Origin of the sequence: Pseudomonas sp. GD03842, assembly GCF_029841165.1 — a bacterium.
GTDB lineage: Bacteria > Pseudomonadota > Gammaproteobacteria > Pseudomonadales > Pseudomonadaceae > Aquipseudomonas.
This window is the reverse complement of sequence record NZ_JAOCEA010000002.1, coordinates 345,200-363,380: the sequence shown is the minus strand read 5'-3', so window position 1 is coordinate 363,380 and position 18,181 is coordinate 345,200. Positions and strand designations below refer to the sequence as shown.

Annotated in this window: 17 protein-coding genes; 9 read left to right on the top strand and 8 right to left on the bottom strand. The window is 62.7% G+C overall.

Translation table 11 applies throughout. The features are described from left to right. Positions 1-181: 181 nt before the first annotated feature. The 3 genes from N5D61_RS04160 to N5D61_RS04150 form a co-directional block, all read right to left on the bottom strand. On the bottom strand, positions 182-1,234 hold the full coding sequence (locus N5D61_RS04160) for a LacI family DNA-binding transcriptional regulator (RefSeq protein WP_279890987.1): 1,053 nt from the start codon (positions 1,232-1,234) through the stop codon (positions 182-184). A 179-nt stretch (positions 1,235-1,413) separates the two neighbouring features. Continuing rightward, positions 1,414-1,617: a hypothetical protein gene (locus N5D61_RS04155; RefSeq protein ID WP_279890986.1), complete on the bottom strand. Its 204-nt coding sequence runs from the start codon at positions 1,615-1,617 to the stop codon at positions 1,414-1,416. 57 nt (positions 1,618-1,674) lie between these two features. Next, positions 1,675-2,577 (bottom strand): LysR family transcriptional regulator, encoded by a 903-nt coding sequence (locus tag N5D61_RS04150; protein WP_108238336.1) that lies wholly within the window; start codon positions 2,575-2,577, stop codon positions 1,675-1,677. A 122-nt stretch (positions 2,578-2,699) separates the two neighbouring features. Here N5D61_RS04150 and N5D61_RS04145 point away from each other — a divergent pair, with 122 nt between their 5' ends. Beyond that, on the top strand, positions 2,700-3,779 hold the full coding sequence (locus tag N5D61_RS04145; RefSeq protein ID WP_108238473.1) for an AbrB family transcriptional regulator: 1,080 nt from the start codon (positions 2,700-2,702) through the stop codon (positions 3,777-3,779). 42 nt (positions 3,780-3,821) lie between these two features. On the opposite strand, the gene N5D61_RS04140 is transcribed toward N5D61_RS04145, so the two are convergent. Continuing rightward, positions 3,822-5,066 (bottom strand): AGE family epimerase/isomerase, encoded by a 1,245-nt coding sequence (locus tag N5D61_RS04140; protein ID WP_279890985.1) that lies wholly within the window; start codon positions 5,064-5,066, stop codon positions 3,822-3,824. 216 nt (positions 5,067-5,282) lie between these two features. Here N5D61_RS04140 and N5D61_RS04135 point away from each other — a divergent pair, with 216 nt between their 5' ends. The 3 genes from N5D61_RS04135 to N5D61_RS04125 all read left to right on the top strand — a co-directional run bounded on the left by N5D61_RS04135 (position 5,283) and on the right by N5D61_RS04125 (position 7,673). Then, on the top strand, positions 5,283-5,771 hold the full coding sequence (locus N5D61_RS04135; protein ID WP_279890984.1) for a GFA family protein: 489 nt from the start codon (positions 5,283-5,285) through the stop codon (positions 5,769-5,771). Positions 5,772-5,903: 132 nt separating this feature from the next. Continuing rightward, positions 5,904-7,442 (top strand): FAD-dependent oxidoreductase, encoded by a 1,539-nt coding sequence (locus N5D61_RS04130; protein ID WP_279890983.1) that lies wholly within the window; start codon positions 5,904-5,906, stop codon positions 7,440-7,442. 15 nt (positions 7,443-7,457) lie between these two features. Continuing rightward, on the top strand, positions 7,458-7,673 hold the full coding sequence (locus N5D61_RS04125) for a hypothetical protein (RefSeq protein WP_279891136.1): 216 nt from the start codon (positions 7,458-7,460) through the stop codon (positions 7,671-7,673). Here N5D61_RS04125 and N5D61_RS04120 read toward each other — a convergent pair. Further along, positions 7,652-8,746 carry an MBL fold metallo-hydrolase gene (locus N5D61_RS04120; RefSeq protein ID WP_108238340.1) on the bottom strand — a complete coding sequence of 365 codons (1,095 nt, stop codon included), beginning with the start codon at positions 8,744-8,746 and terminating at the stop codon, positions 7,652-7,654. The two genes, N5D61_RS04125 and N5D61_RS04120, sit on opposite strands and share 22 nt — an antisense overlap. 232 nt (positions 8,747-8,978) lie before the next feature. On the opposite strand from N5D61_RS04120, the gene N5D61_RS04115 reads away from it, so the two are divergent. Continuing rightward, positions 8,979-9,605 carry a TetR/AcrR family transcriptional regulator gene (locus tag N5D61_RS04115; protein WP_108238341.1) on the top strand — a complete coding sequence of 209 codons (627 nt, stop codon included), beginning with the start codon at positions 8,979-8,981 and terminating at the stop codon, positions 9,603-9,605. Here the strand turns inward: N5D61_RS04115 and N5D61_RS04110 are convergent. Then, positions 9,602-10,282 (bottom strand): DJ-1/PfpI family protein, encoded by a 681-nt coding sequence (locus tag N5D61_RS04110; protein WP_279890982.1) that lies wholly within the window; start codon positions 10,280-10,282, stop codon positions 9,602-9,604. The genes N5D61_RS04115 and N5D61_RS04110 overlap by 4 nt on opposite strands. A 117-nt stretch (positions 10,283-10,399) precedes the next feature. On the opposite strand from N5D61_RS04110, the gene N5D61_RS04105 reads away from it, so the two are divergent. The 4 genes from N5D61_RS04105 (at position 10,400) to N5D61_RS04090 (ending at position 15,355) form a co-directional block, all read left to right on the top strand. Then, entirely contained in the window at positions 10,400-11,380 is a 981-nt protein-coding gene (locus N5D61_RS04105) for a helix-turn-helix domain-containing protein (protein ID WP_279890981.1), read from the top strand. A 303-nt stretch (positions 11,381-11,683) separates the two neighbouring features. Further along, entirely contained in the window at positions 11,684-13,033 is a 1,350-nt protein-coding gene (locus N5D61_RS04100; RefSeq protein ID WP_108238344.1) for a gluconate:H+ symporter, read from the top strand. 1 nt (position 13,034) lies between these two features. Further along, the gene (locus N5D61_RS04095) at positions 13,035-13,895 is read left to right on the top strand and encodes a MurR/RpiR family transcriptional regulator (protein ID WP_279890979.1); all 861 of its coding nucleotides are present in this window, start codon (positions 13,035-13,037) and stop codon (positions 13,893-13,895) included. Between the two features lie 2 nt (positions 13,896-13,897). Beyond that, the gene (locus tag N5D61_RS04090) at positions 13,898-15,355 is read left to right on the top strand and encodes a D-aminoacylase (RefSeq protein ID WP_279890977.1); all 1,458 of its coding nucleotides are present in this window, start codon (positions 13,898-13,900) and stop codon (positions 15,353-15,355) included. A 79-nt stretch (positions 15,356-15,434) separates the two neighbouring features. On the opposite strand, the gene fahA is transcribed toward N5D61_RS04090, so the two are convergent. Continuing rightward, positions 15,435-16,733, bottom strand: a complete 1,299-nt coding sequence (gene fahA, locus N5D61_RS04085; RefSeq protein ID WP_108238347.1) for a fumarylacetoacetase — start codon at positions 16,731-16,733, stop codon at positions 15,435-15,437. Continuing rightward, complete coding sequence (gene hmgA / locus N5D61_RS04080) at positions 16,730-18,046, bottom strand: homogentisate 1,2-dioxygenase (protein WP_279890976.1); 1,317 nt, start codon at positions 18,044-18,046, stop codon at positions 16,730-16,732. The genes fahA and hmgA overlap by 4 nt, the downstream gene beginning before the upstream one ends. Positions 18,047-18,181: the final 135 nt, after the last annotated feature.

Here is an 18,181-nt window from a genome sequence, read left to right as displayed (position 1 = left end):
GGGGCCTGTGCAGCGGTTCCGCCCGAGACCGCGCAGCCAATAAAATGATTGCGCAATCATACAGGCATAACAAAAAAGGCCCTGCCCAGCCGCGACAGTCGCCTCGGAGGAAATACTACACTGATTGCGCAATCATTCAACCCGTCGCGCGTCGGTTTATCCCTCTGACCGGAGGGTGAGATCAGGTACTGGCGCGATCGATCAGGGTGAAACCGGTGTCGACGCGAACCGGACGGGCGCTGTCGTTAGGTGCGTTGAACCGATCCAGCAGGGCTTGCGCTACCTGCAGACCGATCCGGTTGCCATCAACCTTCACCGTCGACAACGCCGGATGGACCTGCGCCGCGCTGCTCAGGTCGCCGAAGCCCATCACTGCCAGGTCCTCGGGCACCCGCAAGCCACGGCTTGCCGCTTCCGCCAGCACGCCCTGCGCGACCGTGTCGGAGCTGCACACCACCACGTCGGTGGCAACACCCCGGTCGAGCAACCCGGCCAAGCCTTCGCGCCCCACCTGCAACGTCGCGGGCGGCGCCAGGACTTGCATCGGCACCGTGTCGATGCCGTGTTGCCTCAACTCGGCGATCAGGCTGTTGCAGCGACGCAGGCCCCGCGGGTCGCCAATGGACACGATGGAAAAACGCCTGTAGCCCTTGCTCAGCAAGTGCCGGGCCGTGGCCTCACCGACCTTTTCGTGAGAGAAGCCCACCAGCATGTCGATGGGATCCTCGCTCAAGTCCCAAGCCTCGACCACCGGAATCCCGGCCTGAGCCAAACGCGTGCGGCTCGACTCCGTGTGCAACGTACCGGTCAGCACGATGCCGTCAGGTCGACGTCCCAGCACAGCTTCCAAAAGCTTTTCTTCCTGTTCGGCGTCATAACCGGTCAGCCCCAGCAGGGTCTGGTAGCCGGCTTGAGTCAACCGGTCCATGAGCGCCTGCACCGTGTCGGCGAAAATGGAGTTGGCAATGGTGGGCAGGAAGATCGCGACCAGGCGGCTCTTGTTGCTCGCCAGGCTCCCGGCCAGCATGTTGGGCACATACCCGGTCTTGCGCACCGCCGTCATGACTTTTTCTCGGGTCTGCTCACTGACCAGATCCGGACGACTCAGCGCCCTGGACACGGTCATGGGCGACACACCCGCCACTTGGGCGACATCGATCAGCGTCAGACTGGCCGACTTTTTCGGCTCGGGCGGCGACGCAGGGTCGGCCGACCTGCCTGTTTTCTTTGGCATGAAAGGTTCCGGATTCAACACTGGGATCAGGCACCTCGCAGAGGCGCGAGGTGTCAGGAGGGGAATTTAGCAAAGCTGACCCGGGCAAGCACGGCGCCAAGGCTTCAAGGCCGCCCGAATGAAGGAGTGCGACGAGCGGCGCAGCGCCACACGGGATCGGGCTCCTGAGCTCACAGCGCCTACCCCAATGTCGCCGAGCCGATATCCAGCTTGTCCCCATCGGCGAACTCGTCGAGCCCCAGATCAGCCAGGTCCAGTTCGCCTGGATCGGTCTCTTCGTCGGCGTCCGAATCATTGAGGGGCGACTGGTCGCCGCCGAAGTGTTGATCGACCTCACTCATCAAATAACGGGACGCGGTGCTCGGGTAAGGCTGTGCATGCATAGTCGGTGTCTCCAGACGATTCAGAACGTTTCAAGGCTACCCCAGAATCCGGTGCCATCACACCCAGTTGAAAAACGCGCTGCCGTTCTCACGCAGCATCTGCACCATGGCGTGGGCGGCGGGTGAAAGGTAACCCTCCCGGCGAAGAATGACGCAGATGGTCCGGGTCATGGTGGTGCTGTCGAGCGGCACTTCCCGCAGGTATTGCATGTTCTTGCCATACTCCAGAGTTTCCCGGGCGATGAAACTCAGTAGGCTGGTCTGCGCGATGAGACGAGGCAGCAGCGAAATGGAATTGGCTTCGATCTGCACCACAGGCAGGGGAAGGTTATGACGGGCGAAGGCCTCGTCAACCAGAATGCGCGAAGAAACGCCGGGGGGTGGCAATACCCAGCGGTACTTGCACAGGTCGCTCATCTCGAATGGCGCCTTGAAGATGGGGTGATTGCGACTGGCGATCACCACGGCCTCGTCGGTCAGGATCGGGTACGCGGCGAATTCGTCCTCGACGCTGCGCTGGGCGCAAATGATCATGTCCAGATGCCCGGAGCGCAGCTGTTCCCGGAGCATGTCGTCCTGACCGATCACCAGTTTCAGGGTGATGTCCGGCGAGCGCTTGAGCAGCGCATCGGTCAGTTCGGGCAGCAGGTACTCGGCCATGGTCGAGGCACAGCCCAGGCGAATCTCCCCGACCGCGCCGCTGGCGAAATCCCTCACCTCTCGCTGGGTCTGGGCGATGCTTTGCTGCAACACCTTACCCCGCGCCTGCAGCAACTCGCCCACGGGGGTCAGTTTGATCCGTCGCCCGTCACGCTGGAACAGCTTGGTGCCGAACGACTCTTCAAGGCGCTGAATGCTTTTGGTCAGCGCAGGCTGGCTGCGATTGAGTTTTTCCGCGGCCCGGCCCAGATGCCCCAGTTCAGCGATGGTTTCAAAATAGGTCAGGTCACGCAGGTCCATATATCAACCAAAGTTATCAATTCATGATTATTAGAAAATAGACTTGATTGATTGCACTGTCGATAATTCCGGGCATCGGACACCCCTCCCTCAGGAAGCAGCCCATGCTCTGGAGATCCTCGTTGTCGCGCTCCTCTTCATTTTCCCTCGATGCGCTATCCCCGCAGGTGCAATGGTGCCTGCTGATCGTCCTCGCCGGCGGCGCTGGCCAACTGTTCAAATTCTTCCAGGTGCCCGCCGCCCTGTTTCTGGGGCCAATGCTGGTGGCGATCGGTTTTGGCGTGGCGGGCGCGTCGATCCGCCTGAACAAACACGTTTTCCGCCTCGGGCAAGGCGCGGTCGGTGTGCTGGTGGCCCACTCGATGACCATGAGCGTGCTGCTCACGGCCATGCAGTCCTGGCATGTGATGGTATTCGCCACCTTGCTGACGGTCGCGCTGAGTGCAGGGGTGGGCATTGGCCTGGCGCGCTGGGGCGGCATTCAAAGCAGCACGGCCGCCTGGGGCACATCGCCGGGGGCGGCGTCGGCGATGGTCGCGATGTCCGAGGACTACGGCGCAGACTCCCGGGTCGTGGCGACGATGCAGTACGTGCGAGTGGTGTGTGTGGTGATGGTGGGTGCACTGGTCAGCCGCCTGATTGGCGCCGATGCAGGAGGCACGGCGGCCCACAGTACCGACGCCTGGCTGCACGGCGTCGACTTGCTGAACCTCGGGTTGAGCCTGCTGGTGATCGTGGTCGGCGTTGCGTTGGGCAGCCGCGTTCCAGCCGGGGCGCTGTTGGTGCCCTTGTTACTGGGTGGGGCCTTGCAGTTGAGCGGCGTTTTCCAGATCGTCATGCCCACTTGGCTGCTGGCGATTGCCTACGGGGCAATCGGCAGTTACATCGGCTTGCGCTTTGACCGCGCAACCATCCAGTACGTCTGGCGTCGTCTGCCCGCGATGATCTGCAGCGCGATGATCCTGATCGTGCTCTGTGCGCTCTCTGCGTGGGTCATCGCCGAGATGATGGGCAAGGATTTTCTCTCGGTGTACCTGGCCACGAGCCCGGGTGGCCTGGATGCGATGGCGATCATCGCCATCGACACCCATTCGGACGTCGGCTTCGTCCTGGCCATGCAGACCTTGCGGCTGTTCGGAGTGATCGTCACGGGCGCTTACATCGCCCGCCAGGTGATTCGCGTGTCGCAGCGCTTGGCCTGAGGGCCAGGGCTTCGGCGACGCTGACCTTTCCTGCGGTCCCGTTCAATCCACCCGCGCCAGCGCGGTCGCCAGACTTTTCGCCAGGGGCAAGACCGGCAGCAGCGTGGCCTGATACGCATGGTAAAGGTCTGGCTTGCCTGGCCAGATGTCAGCGCTCGGCTCATTCTGCGGGTTCAGTTCATGTCGCCAACTGCCGTCCACACGGTCGATGAACCGGGTGTCGATGAAGTCCCAGAAGGTGCGGTACCAGGTTTCATAGGCCGGCTCGCCGGTGCGCTGCAACAGCGCGGCCGCCGCTGCGGCGGCTTCGGCATGGGTCCAGTGCAGACGATGGCGCACCACTGGGCGATTCTGCCAGTCGAGGGTGTAGACGATGCCGGGCGCACCGTCCACGTTCCAGCCATAGCGGCAGGCGTTCTCGAACAACCGACGCGCGTCTTCCAGCAGCCATGACGGCGCGTCCAGCCCGGCCTTCTGTCGGGCGGCTTCGAGATGCAGCACCAGCCGCGCCCATTCGAAAGCATGGCCGGGCGTGGTGCCGTAGGGGCGGAAGCCATCGTCCGGCTTGTCCACGTTGTATTCCGCAACCGGTTGCCACTGCTGGGTGAAATGCTCGATCACCTGATGATCATTGCCGGCCGCATGCTGGTGAATCACGCGCTCCACGATCCGTAATGCTCGGTCCAGCCAGCGGGCATCCCCGGTGACGTCCGCCAGCGCCAGAAAGGCTTCGGTGCTGTGCATGTTGCTGTTCGCGCCCCGGTAAGCCTCTTCATCGCGCCAGTCGCGGGCGAAGGACTCGCGCATCGCGCCCTCCTCTTCGCTCCAGAAATGCGTGGTGATGACCTGAATCGCTTGCTCCAGCAACGCCTGGGCACCGGGCCGCTGGGCCACGACGGCAGAGGACGCGGCCAAAGCGACGAAAGCATGCAGGTAAGCGGCTTTGCCGGTCTCCCCCCCCTCGTTCAAGGGTTTGGCGAACCAGCCGCCCTGCTCGGCATCGCGCAAGGGGCCGGCGAGCGCGGCCACGCCATGGTCCACCCACTCGGCGCACCCTGGAATGCCATCGATATGGGCCAGGGCGAAGCTGTGGGTCATGCGCGCGGTGTTCATGGTTTCGGCGATCGCATCGGCAGGCAGCCGTCCTTGGTCGTCCAGGTTGCCGAAGCCTTGTGCCGTCTTCGCAGCTCTGGCGAAGCCCAACAACCGGTGGCCCTCCTGCGCCAGCCAGGCCTGGTGCCCGGGGGAGCGCAACCAACTGCTGAAACCGCGATTCACGTCATCCATTGCTTGTCACCTTTCTGCTCGGCAGGTACGGCCCGCCAGGAATTATTGGTCGGGTCGCATCATGCTAGCCAACGACAGGTGCAGGCAAGCGAATGAGATGAATCCTTTTAGCAGCACCTGTCGAAGGATCGAACGACCGTTCGACAAAACATCGAACCCTGCGCATCAAAACGGTCTAGACCTGAAAGCCCCTAGCTTCCAAACGGGAGGTCACCCATGCATCTGGAAGGTTCGTGTCATTGTGGCGCCGTGGCGTTCAGCCTGACCTGCGCCCACCCCTACCCCTATCAACGCTGCTATTGCTCGATCTGTCGCAAGACGCAAGGCGGTGGGGGCTATGCGATCAACCTCGGCGGCGACGCCAACAGTCTGACCATCAAGGGCAAGGACAACATTGCGATCTACCACGCAAAAATGCGCGACAGTGAACACAACGAGGTTCATACCAGCAGTGCGCAACGGCACTTCTGCAAACGCTGCGGCAGCGGCCTCTGGCTGTTCAGCCCGGAATGGCCGGACTTGATCCACCCTTTCGCCTCGGCCATCGACACGCCGCTGCCCACGCCGCCGGAACACACCCATCTGCTGTTGGATTCGAAGGCCTCCTGGGTGGAAGTCCAAGCAGGGCCTAAAGACCAGCGCTTCGACCACTATCCGGAAGAATCCATCGCCCAGTGGCATGAACGGCTGGGGCTGGTCCGGTGACGGGCTGAACTCGGCAACCCCTGTCCCGTTGTAAGCCCTTGGGCGCAAGGCGCATCGTATGACGCTCGGCAGATGGGCTGAACCTCTTCACCGGGATCCGACTCCCAGCATAAACCTCGGGAGAATAAGCGCATGCCCATGCATCGAGTGGCCCGCCTGGCCGACCTCCCAGCGGATCGCGGGATGGAGGTCGAGGCGGGTGAAAAAAAAGTGGTATTGGTACGTCATGGCCAGGACGTTCGGGCCTACCAGGCCCAATGCCCCCATGCCGGGGCGCCATTGGCCGACGGCGCGGTGTGCAATGGTCATCTGATTTGTCCCTGGCATAAGGCAGAGTTTGCGGTTTCCGATGGGCATTTGTGCGAGCCGCCCGCGCTGGACGCCTTAACCCGCTACCGCACCGAGGTGATCGACGGTCAGATCCACGTCGATGACCAGGCGTTCGACGTGACGCCGAGGACCCTGCCCGAGGATGAGCGCTGCTTCGTGATCATCGGGGCCGGGGCTGCGGGAACCGCCGCTGCTTGCGCGCTCCGCGAGATGGGTTTCAATGGACGGCTGCAACTGATCGACCGGGAAAGCGCACCAGGGTATGACCGGACCGCCCTGAGCAAATTCGTGATCGCCGCGGACATGCGCCCCGACGAAACGCCGCCGTTGCGCGAGGAGGCCTTTTACTCGGCACACCGTATCGAACGCATCGAGGGCGAGGTCATGAAGCTGGACGGGATCAACAAACGCCTGACCCTGACCGACGGTCGGCGCATCGACTACGACTCGGCACTGATCACCACCGGTGCCGAGCCTCGAGCGCTCCCTTTGATCGGTGCCGACCTGCCGCAAGTACTGACCCTCCGTTGTCGCGATGACGCCGATAAAATCCTCGCCGCCGCCCAACCAGGCAGTCACGCGCTGATCGTGGGCGACAGCTTCATTGGCCTGGAGGCCGCTTCGGCGCTGCGCAAGCACGGTGTCGACGTGACGGTGCTGGCACGCCATGAGGTTCCGTTCGTGAAGCTTTGGGGAGAGCGGATCGGTAAAGCCCTCCGGGCCTTGCACGAGCAGCACGGCGTCTTGTTCCGCACCCATGTGGAGGTGAGCCGCTTCGAAGGCCAGGCCCCTGACCGCCTCGACCTGGCCGTGTTGAGCAATGGCGAGCGGCTGCCGATTGACCTGGCGCTGATCGGCATCGGGGTGACGCCAGCCACCCAATTCGTGGACGGCATCCAGCGGGAACAGGATGGCTCGCTGAGCGTCGACGCGAGCATGCAGGTGGGCAAGGATCTATGGGCTGCAGGTGACGTGGCGACGTTCCCTCTCGCTGGCCAGCCCAAACGTATCGAACACTGGCGGCTGGCACAGCAGCAAGCGCGCATCGCGGCCAGCAATATGCTGGGCGTCAAGCAGCATTACCACGACGTACCCTATTTCTGGACCTACCACTTTGAAAAGCGCCTGGATTACCTGGGGCACGCCGACGCGTGGGACGACATCGTCTACCTCGGCGACCCGGAGGCTTTCGATTTCCTGGCGCTGATCTGTAAACAGGGCAGCGTGTCAGCGGTCGTCGGCTGCGAACGTGAACGCGAAATGGCGATGCTGGCCGAGCGCCTGAAGCGACCGCTGTTCAAGGAAGAAGCGCTGATGTTGATCCACACAACGAGTCAATGAGCCGATAGACCGGCAATGGAGCACCTGAAATGGCAGATGAATCAAATCGCGAAGACCTGGGGCATACGCCTGAAAACGCCGGAAAAGTCGGCGAACCTCATAAAAGAGCCAATCAGCAAGGCGAACAGCCGCGCCACCCTGGACACGAAAATGAAGGCGATACGCGCGAGGATCAGAACCAGGACAAGCCCTGATCCCGCGTCAGGCGGTCATCGGCTGGCCGCGGGTTGACGGTTGCAGCGTCGCTTGGGACGGCGGGTTGTGTGCGCGTCGACGACCTTTTCAACCTTCATCCACCACGCCTCGCCCCGGCTCGGGTACTGCAGGTAGAACGGCTGCCCCATTTCGGGGGTGGTGATGGAAACGTTCCGGTCCCAGGCCAGCGCCAGGATGCGGTCGAACGGTTCGTGCCACGCATGCATCGCCAGGTCGAAGGTGCCATTGTGGATGGGAAGCAGCCACTTGCCGCGGACATCGATGTGCGCTTGCAGTGTTTCTTCCGGCTGCATGTGCACGTCAGGCCATTCCACGTTATAGGCGCCGGTCTCCATCAGCGTCAGGTCGAACGGGCCGTACTGCTCGCCGATCGATTTGAAGCCCGCGTGATAGCCCGTGTCTCCGCTGAAGAAAATTCGCTGCGCGCCGTCGATCATCACCCATGAACACCAAAGGGTCTGGTTGCCGTCGCGCAGGCTACGCCCGGAAAAATGCTGCGCCGGCGTGGCGACGAAACGAATGCCGTGGATGTCAGTAGCCTCCCACCAATTGAGTTGGCGAACCTTGGCCGCCGGCACGCCCCATCCGATCAAGGTATCGCCCACGCCCAGTGGCGCGATGAAATGCTCGGCTTTGTCCTTGAGCACCTGAATGCTCATGTGATCCAGATGGTCGTAATGGTTATGGGAGAGAATCACAGCCTTGAGCGGCGGCAAATCGGCCAGGCTGATCGGCGGCTGGTGGAAACGTTGAGGCCCGGCCCATTGAACGGGCGAGGCGCGCTCGGCGAACACGGGATCGGTGATGAAATACTGGTCACGCAGTTTCAGCAGGACCGTCGAATGCCCGAGGCGGTACACCGTGTTGTTCGGTGCGGCCAGCAGTTGCTGTCGCGACAGCGGCTGGACAGGGATCTCACCGACGGGGCGCGTGTGGCGAGGCTTGTTGACCATGGCGTTCCAGAAGATGCGCAGTGTCTTGAGCAGACCCCCACGCTGCATCGGCTTATGATTGCGGTACCGCCCCTCCTCCCGGGAAAGGACCGGCAACGAAGATGCGTTATCGAGGTTTTTTTCGATCGAGGCCATGAGGTGCTGACTCCATGAAACGGGTGGAGGTTTCTGCAGCGGCGAGCGCTTCACAGAATGTTGCAAAAGACGCGACGAGGTAAGCGAGAAGTTGTAACAGCCTTTTACACTACACAGTGTAGTTTCTAGCTTGCACGAATCCCAAAGGGAAGTAAACTGCCCGGTGTAATTTTCCTGCTGACGACTGACAAGCCAGCACCCGCGTGACTGCACCCACTTTAGAAGCGAAGCCATGACTGCCCCTCAGCGACTCACCGACCGAAAACGCGAATCCATCGTTCAGGCAGCGATTGCCGAATTCCGCGACAACGGTTTCGAGGTCACCAGCATGGACCGCATCGCTGCTCGCGCGGAAGTCTCGAAACGCACCGTGTACAACCATTTTCCGAGCAAGGAAGAGCTGTTTTCGGAAATGCTCCACCGCCTGTGGGCCAGCGCCGAGGCGCAGCCGGACGCGACCTATCGTCCGGGTGTTCCGCTACGCGATCAATTGCGCGAATTGCTCGACGCAAAAATGAAAACACTCGCCCAGAGCACGTTCATCGACCTGGCGCGGGTGGCCATCGGTGCCACCATTCATTCGCCGGAGCGGGCACAGGTCTGGGTGAACCGCCTCAATCAGCGGGAAGAAACCTTCACTGTTTGGGTGCGCGGCGCGCAGCAGGATGGCCGCCTGAAAGCCGTCGAGCCGGGCTTCGCTGCGTCGCAGATCCACGCCTTGCTCAAGGCGTTCGCTTTCTGGCCGCAGGTCACCCTCAACGAACCCCTGCTCACGCCCGAGAAACAGGCTGCGGTGATTGAATCCGCGCTGGACCTGTTCCTCTGCTGGTACGAAATTCCGGCCTCGCCTGCCGCTTAGCGCGTGCCGCCCACCACCCGGGCCACGAACTCCCGGCGTTTCTGCAAACCCGGCGCGGCCCGCGTCCTGGCCATCTCCAGCACCGGTGCGGGGGCGGTGTCGGGGCGTCCAGCGTCGAACGGCGGTGCCGGGGCGTATTCGATTTGCAACTGAATCGCCTGCGCCTGTTCCGGGTCGAACAGCTCAGCGATCAGCGTCAGGGCAAAGTCGATACCCGCCGTCACACCGCCCCCCGTCATCAGGTTGCCATCGCGCACGACCCGGTCCTTGACCGGAATCGCACCGAATGACGCCAGCAGTCCGTGCGAGGCCCAATGCGTGGTCGCGCGCTTGCCTTTCAACAGCCCTGCGGCACCCAGTACCAGTGCCCCCGTACAAACCGACGTCACGTATTGCGCGTTGTGCGCCTGTTGCCTGATGAAGGCCAGGGTTTCAGCGTCCTCGAGCAGAGCATCGATACCGACACCGCCGGGCACACAGATCACATCCAGATCGGGGCAGTCGTTGAACGTGATGGTCGGTTGCAAGCCCAGACCGGTGCTCGACGACACCGGATCCAGCGTTTTCCAGACCAGGTGCACGGTCACGCCCGGCATGCTGGCGAAAACATCGTAAGGCCCGGTGAGGTCGAGTTGCTGGACCTTGGGGAAGACAAGCAAACCGATGTGCAGGGTCATAAGCGTCGCTCCTTTGCGAGGTGAATGCGTCAATGGACGAAGCCACTGTAGCCCGGTAGGCTTTGGCGCATACGCCATCGAGCCCACACTTCACGCCAACTTGTTTTGAGAGCGGCCATGACTTCAACCTCGCGCCCCGTCCATATCCTGGCATTTCCCAATGTGCAGTTGCTCGACGTCACCGGGCCGTTGCAGGTGTTCGCGTCGGCGAACGTCCACGCGGCCGAGCACGGGTTGCCTGCACCCTATTCCCCTGCGGTGATCGGCCGAGAGGATGGCAGCGTGGTGTCCTCGGCGGGCCTGGGGCTGCTGACCCATCCCTTGCCGACAACGCCGTCGGACACCTTGATCGTCGCCGGTGGCTGGGGCGTGCACCAGGCGTTGCGGGATGAAGCCCTGCTCACGTGGGTAAAGGCTCATGCGCTCAGCGCGCGTCGCGTAGCGTCCGTGTGCACGGGGGCGTTTCTGCTGGCCGAAGCCGGCGTGCTGGACGGCCACCGCGTGGTCACGCACTGGGACAGTTGCACGGAATTGGCACAACGTTACCCCGCGTTGCAGGTCGACCCCGAACCCATCTTCATCAACGAGGGGGCGCTGTGGACTTCCGCAGGGGTCACGGCAGGCATCGACCTGGCCCTGGCGCTGGTGGAAGCGGATCTGGGGCGCGCGGTCGCTTTGGCAGTGGCGAGGGACTTGGTGGTGTTCCTCAAACGGCCCGGGGGGCAGTCGCAGTTCAGCACGGCGCTGTCCATGCAACACGCCACGCGAAGCCAGGACAGCCGCTTCGGCGATCTGCACGCCTGGATCCTCGACAACCTGGCCAGTGACCTTTCGGTGGCGACCCTTGCCGCCAAGGTGGGCATGAGCGAACGCAGCTTCGTGCGCCACTACCGAGCCCACACCGGCAACACACCCGCTCGCGCGATCGAACAACTCCGGGTGGAGGCCGCACGACGCCTCTTGGGTGACAGTGCGTTGCCGATCAAGCGGATCGCCGACCGCTGTGGCTTCGGTACCGAAGAAACCTTGCGCCGGAGCTTTCTGCGGACAGTATCCGTGACGCCGCAGGCGTACCGGGAGCGGTTCAGCGCCAGTTAGCGGACGAGGGCTGCCCTGCGGCATGAAAGCCGGATACGAGCGCAATACGCTATCCGACGACGCTCAGAGAAAATAATTTTCATAAATTGATACATGCATGCGTTTTCGTGTAGTTTTATTTTCATCACGAAACCAGAGATAACAACAATGCCTGCGTGTGATTGCTGCCCGTCAACTTCGACCTTATCCCGCACACCGTTTGCGACACCCACTGCCGAGACTGTTTTCATCGCAGGGCTGGACCCGCACTGACACCGGTCATTGCCCTGCCCGCCCTTTCAACTCTCTGCAAGGACCTGTTGCATGCCTCCGTCTACCGGCTTGTCGCTGTTGATTTACGCCGCGGTCGCGATCATCGCACTGATCGTGCTGATCGCCCGTTTCCGTTTGAACCCCTTCGTCGTCATTACCTTGGTGTCTGTCGGCCTGGCGCTGGTCGCTGGCATGCCTGCAACCTCGGTGGTGGCCTCTTATGAAGGCGGCGTCGGCAAAACCCTCGGCCACATCGCGCTAGTGGTCGCGCTGGGCACGATGCTCGGCAAAATGATGGCCGAGTCCGGCGGTGCCGAACAGGTGGCCCGGACGCTGATCGATCGCTTCGGCGAACGCAACGCTCACTGGGCCATGGTCTGCATCGCTTTTCTCGTGGGTTTGCCGCTGTTTTTCGAAGTCGGGTTCGTGTTGCTGGTGCCCATTGCCTTCACCGTGGCGCGTCGCGTCGGGGTTTCAATTCTGATGGTCGGCCTGCCAATGGTCGCCGGCCTATCGGTGGTGCATGCACTGGTCCCACCGCATCCGGCGGCCATGCTGGCGGTCCAGGCGTATCAGGCGTCGGTGGGGCAAACGCTGTTCTACGCCATCCTCATTGGTATTCCGACGGCGATCATCGCCGGGCCGGTGTACGCAAAATTCATCGTGCCGCACATCCATCTGCCGGATGAAAACCCACTTGCCCGGCAATTCCTGGACCGTGAACCGCGCCAGCGGTTGCCCGGCTTCGCCATCACCATGGCGACCATCCTGCTGCCTGTGATCCTGATGCTGCTCGGAGGGTGGGCCAACCTGATCGCGGCTCCCGGCAGCGCGCTGAACAGTCTCTTGCTGTTCATCGGTAACTCGGTGATCGCTCTGCTTCTGGCGACCTTGCTAAGCTTCTGGACGCTGGGTATCGCGCAGGGCTTCAACCGTGATGCCATCTTGAAATTCACTCAGGAATGCCTCGCCCCCACCGCCAGCATCACCCTGCTGGTGGGCGCCGGGGGCGGTCTGAATCGGATTCTGGTGGACAGCGGCGTAACGCAGGAAATCGTCGGTCTGGCGCAGGACTTCCACCTCTCCCCCCTGCTCATGGGCTGGCTGTTCGCTGCGTTGATGCGCGTCGCCACGGGTTCCGCGACCGTGGCCATGACCACGGCTTCCGGCATCGTCGCCCCGGTCGCGATGGGCCTCGGCTATCCGCATCCTGAACTGCTGGTGCTCGCCACCGGCGCCGGGTCGGTGATCTTTTCCCACGTCAACGACGGCGGATTCTGGCTGATCAAGGAGTACTTCAACATGACCGTGGCACAGACCTTCAAAACCTGGACCGTGCTCGAAACACTGATTTCTGTGATCGCGTTCCTCTTCACCCTCGGTCTGGCCCAGGTGCTCTGACGTGGACATCCTGTATCAGATCCGCGCCCGCCAGGACGCTTTCAGTGCCGGTGAGGGCCGAATCGCCAGGCTGATCCTCAGCGACGTGGCGTTCTCGGCAAGCGCCAGCCTCGACGAATTGGCCGCGCGCGCCGAGGTCAGCAGCGCTACGCTGTCGCGCTTCGCCCGCACAGTGGGCTGCCGGGACCTGCGCGACCTACGCCTGCAACTGGCCCAGGCCAGCGGCGTGGGCAGTCGCTTTCTCAAGCCCGAACAGGCGCCAGAGCAAGCGGCGTTCTTCAGCCAGATCGTCGGCGACATCGAATCGACGCTGCGCCAACACCTGGCGGGTTTCGACGATGCGCGGTTCAAAGCGGCCGTTGCGCTGCTCACCCCAGCGCGCATGACCCACAGCTTTGGCATGGGCGGTTGTTCGAGCCTGTGCAGCGAAGAATTGCAGACCCGCCTCGTGCGCCTCGGTTATCCGATTGCCGCATGCCGCGACCCGGTGATGATGCGCCTGATCGCGGCGACCCTCGGCCCTGATCACTGCCTCATCGTCTGTTCCTTGAGTGGCCTGCCCCCGGAGCTGCTGGAAGCCGTGGCAATGGCGCGCAGCTACGGCACGAAGGTCGTGGCGATCACCCTTCCCGGTTCGCCGCTGGCCGCGCTGGCCGACGTGCTGCTCCCGCTGCAGATCGCCGAAACCAACTTCATCTATAAACCGACGGCAGCCCGCTATGGGATGCTGCTCACTGTCGATGTGCTGGCCACTGAATTGGCGTTGAACGCTCCGGATGACAACCAGGAACGGCTGCGTCGGATCAAGCTGGCCCTCGACGACTACCGCGGCGGTGACGATGGCCTGCCGCTTGGAGATTGACCATGCTGTATGACCTGATCATTCGTGACGCGCTGGTGATCGATGGCAGCGACACCCCCGGCGTGCGTGCCGATGTGGCGGTCCGTGAGGGGCGCATCCAGCGCATCGGTGACCTGAGCGGCGTCTCGGCCAGCGAAGAAATCAACGCCGCTGGCCGTGTCCTGGCGCCAGGTTTCATCGACGTGCACACCCATGACGACACCGTAGTGATCCGTCATCCCGCCATGCTGCCGAAGATCACGCAGGGGGTGACCACGGTGATCGTCGGCAATTGTGGTATCAGCGCCTCACCGGTCACACTGGCCGGTGACCCGCCCGATCCGATGAACCTGCTCGGCCCGGCCCAGGCGTTCGTCTACCCCCGCTTCAGCGACTATCGAAACGCCGTCGACGCCGCGCGCCCGGCGGTCAATGTCGCGGCGTTGATTGGCCACACCGCCCTTCGCAGCAATCACTTGGACGATCTGTTTCGCACGGCGCGCCCAGCGGAAATCACGGCCATGCGTGCACAACTGCGCGAGAGCCTTGAAGCTGGCGCGCTAGGGCTGTCAACCGGCCTCGCTTATGCCACGGCCTACTCGGCGCAAACCGATGAAGTCAAGCAACTGGCCGAAGAATTGACGGCCTTCGGGGCGGTGTACACCACCCATTTGCGTAGCGAATTCGAACCCGTGCTGGAGGCCATGGACGAAGCCTTCGACATCGCTCGCCACGCCCGCTCGCCGGTGGTGATCTCTCACCTCAAATGCGCCGGGGCGGGCAATTGGGGGCGCAGTCCGCAATTGCTCGCCTCGCTGGAGGAAGCCGCCCGGCACCAAGCTGTGGGCTGCGATTGCTACCCCTACGCGGCCAGTTCATCGACCCTGGATTTGAAACAGGTCACCGATGCATTTCCCATCACCATCACCTGGTCGACGCCGCACCCGGACCAGAGCGGACGCGACCTGCAGGCCATCGCCGCCGACTGGGGGCTTTCATTGCTGGAAGCCGCTCGGCGACTGCAACCGGCGGGCGCGGTGTACTACGGCATGGATGAACGGGACGTGCAGAACATCCTCAAACACCCGCTGTCGATGATCGGGTCGGACGGCTTGCCGGAAGACCCTTTCCCGCATCCCAGGCTGTGGGGGGCCTTTCCACGGGTGCTGGGCCACTTCAGCCGGGATCTGGGATTGTTCCCGCTGCACCGGGCGATCCACAAGATGACCGGGCTCACGGCCACCCGCTTCGGTCTGCATGAGCGAGGGTTCGTGCGTGAAGGGTACTGGGCGGACCTGGTGCTGTTCAATCCGCACACCGTGCGCGACGTGGCGGATTTCAAGGCGCCGAAACGGGCAGCCGAGGGCATTGACGGGGTCTGGGTCAACGGTCGATTGAGCTATGCCGACGGCAAACCGCAAGGCGAACGCCAAGGCCGGTTCCTGGCCAGGAGTGGATCGCTGCTGGAAGGCTTTTCGTAAGAATCGTCACGGGGAGCCACCCGTGGCAGCCCTAGCGTCCTGCCAAGCGCAGGACGCTAGGGCCGCACAAGGACGACCGTCAGTCCACGATCACGCCTCGGCACTCACCAAAGCCGATACTCACTTCCCCTTCCTTGCGGCAGCGGGCCCTGAGAATGATCTCATCGCCTGCCAGGAGGAAGGTGCGGGTTTCGCCGCTCGGCAACTCGATCGCATGTTTCCCGCCTTCGGTCATCTCCAACAGGCTGCCGAATTGACCGACCTGCGGACCGGACAAGGTGCCAGTGCCGAACAGATCTCCCGGTTGCAATTGACACCCGTTGACGCTGTGATGAGCCACCATTTGCGCCACGGTCCAGTACATGTTCAGCGTATTGCTGACCGCCAGACGATGAGCCCCGATGCCCTGCTCTTTCATCCTCGCGGTCTGCAACAGCACCTCCAGCTCGATATCCAGCGCGCCGTGAGCCTGATCCTGTTCGTCGAACAGGTAAGGCAGTGGCTGCGGATCGCCCTCGGGACGCTTGGGTTGCGCACGGCGAAAAGGCGCCAGCGCTTCGGCCATGACCACCCAGGGTGAAAGGCTGGTGGCGAAGCTTTTCGACAGGAAGGGGCCCAACGGCTGATATTCCCAGGCCTGCAGGTCCCGCGCCGACCAGTCGTTGAGCAGGCAGAAACCGACCACGCGCTGGCCCGCCTCTGCGATGCCGATCGATTCGCCCACCGCGTTTCCCGGCCCCATCCATACGCCCACTTCCAACTCGTAGTCCAGACGCTTGCAGGGGCCGAACGTCGGCACCTCGGCGCCCGGCGGGAGCGTCTGCCCGCTGGGACGTTTGACGGCCGTGCCCGACACACACAACGTCGAAGCGCGGCCGTGATAAGCGATCGGCACATACTTGTAGTTCGGCAAAAGGGGATTGTCCGGGCGGAACAGCTTGCCGACGTTGGTCGCGTGATGGATGCCCACGTAGAAATCCGTGTAATCGCCCACGTGGGCGGGCACATGCATGCGGCACTCCCCCATGGGCACCAGCAGGGCATCACCCAGCAATTGCAAGGCTTGCTGCTGCGGGCTGCCCTCCGCCAGAAGATTGAACAGCTCCGCGCGCAGCGCCTGGCGCGAGGTTGCATCCAGCGCGAAAAACGCGTTGAGCTGCCCCTTGCGCGCCGCTTCCGCGGCCACTCGCGCTTCCCCCTTGAATTGCCCCGTCTCGTAGGCAACCTGCAAGTCAAGAACGAAATCACCGATGGCCACCCCTCCTCGACGGCTGCCACCGGGGCGATTGAAAACGCCGAACGGCAGGTTCTGCAGAGGAAAATCGGGGTGACCGTTGGCTGACGTCACCCAACTGCGCGGGTGATGGGAAGTGCTCATCGTGGGCTGTCCGTATCAAGAGGTTGGAAGGCGTGGGCGATGCCGTTCCAGCAGGCATCGTAATCGCTTTGCAGTTGTGGGCATTCCAGCGCATAGCGGCTGGGGCGCAACACCTTGCCGGTTTCGAACATGAAGGCCATGGTCTGCTCGATCTTGTGCGGCTTGAGTTCAGCGGCCATCGCTTTCTGGGCCGTGGCGTTGTCCGGGCCGTGGGCACTCATGCAGTTGTGCAGCGAGGCGCCGCCCGGCATGAAGCCTTCGGCCTTGGCGTCGTAGGCGCCGTCGATCAGGCCCATGAATTCGTTCATCAGGTTGCGGTGGAACCACGGCGGCCTGAACGTGTTTTCGGCCACCATCCAACGCGGCGGAAAGATCACGAAATCGACGTTGGCCTGGCCGTGGATGGCGCTTGGGGAGGTCAGCACGGTGAAAATCGAAGGGTCCGGATGGTCGTAACTCACGGTGCCCAAGGTGTTGAACAGGCGCAGGTCATAGCTGTAGGGCACGTTGTTGCCATGCCAGGCCACGACATCGAAGGGGCTGTGCGCCAGTTGCGTCGCCCAGAGTTCGCCTAAGAACTTCTGCACCAGCAGCGTGGGCTGCTCTCGCGTCTCGAAATGCGCGACAGGCACTTTGAAGTCCCTGGGATTGGCCAGTCCGTTGCTGCCGATGGGCCCCAGATCGGGCAGGCGCAAGGCACAGCCGTGGTTTTCACAGAGGTAACCCCGAGCCTGCTGGTCGAGCAGGTGAACGCTGAATTTCAGCCCCCGGGGAATGACGGCAATCTGCTGCGGCTCGATGTCCAATCGGCCCAGTTCCGTGATCAACCGCAGCCGGCCCTGCTGGGGAACGATCAGCCATTCGCCGTCGGCATTGAAACACGCGCGCTGCATGGACTGATTGGCGGTGTAGACATACACGCTGACGCCCTCGGCCTGATCCGCCGCCGATGTACTGGCCAAGGCAATCAAGCCATCGATGAAGTCCGTGGGCTCGCTCGGGATATCGAAGGCGTTCCAGCGCAGGCGGTTGGGCGTGATGGGGCCTTGCTGCAAGCCAGTGATCTGGCGTTCCAGGCGTCGGAATGCCGGATGGGCTGCGGAAGGCTGAATCCGGTAGAGCCAGGTGCGCCGTGCTTCGGCGCGCGGGACCGTGAACGCCGTACCGGAAAACTGTTCGGCGTAGAGGCCGAGGGGATGCCGTTGGGGTGAGTTCTGCCCCGCAGGCAGCGCACCGGAAACGGCTTCGCTGGAGAATTGGTTGCCGAAGCCGGATTGATACCGCAACGCCTCGGGTGCGTGTGCTGTGGACATCTGAACCTCTTGTTCTTATGGAGACGGCGACCACCGACCGCACCGAAGGTCATACCGTTATTCGTAATCGAATTACGAATAACGTAATTTGAGTTCCTGCCTTGGTCAAGCTATAAAGCAGCCTTTTCAGACCGA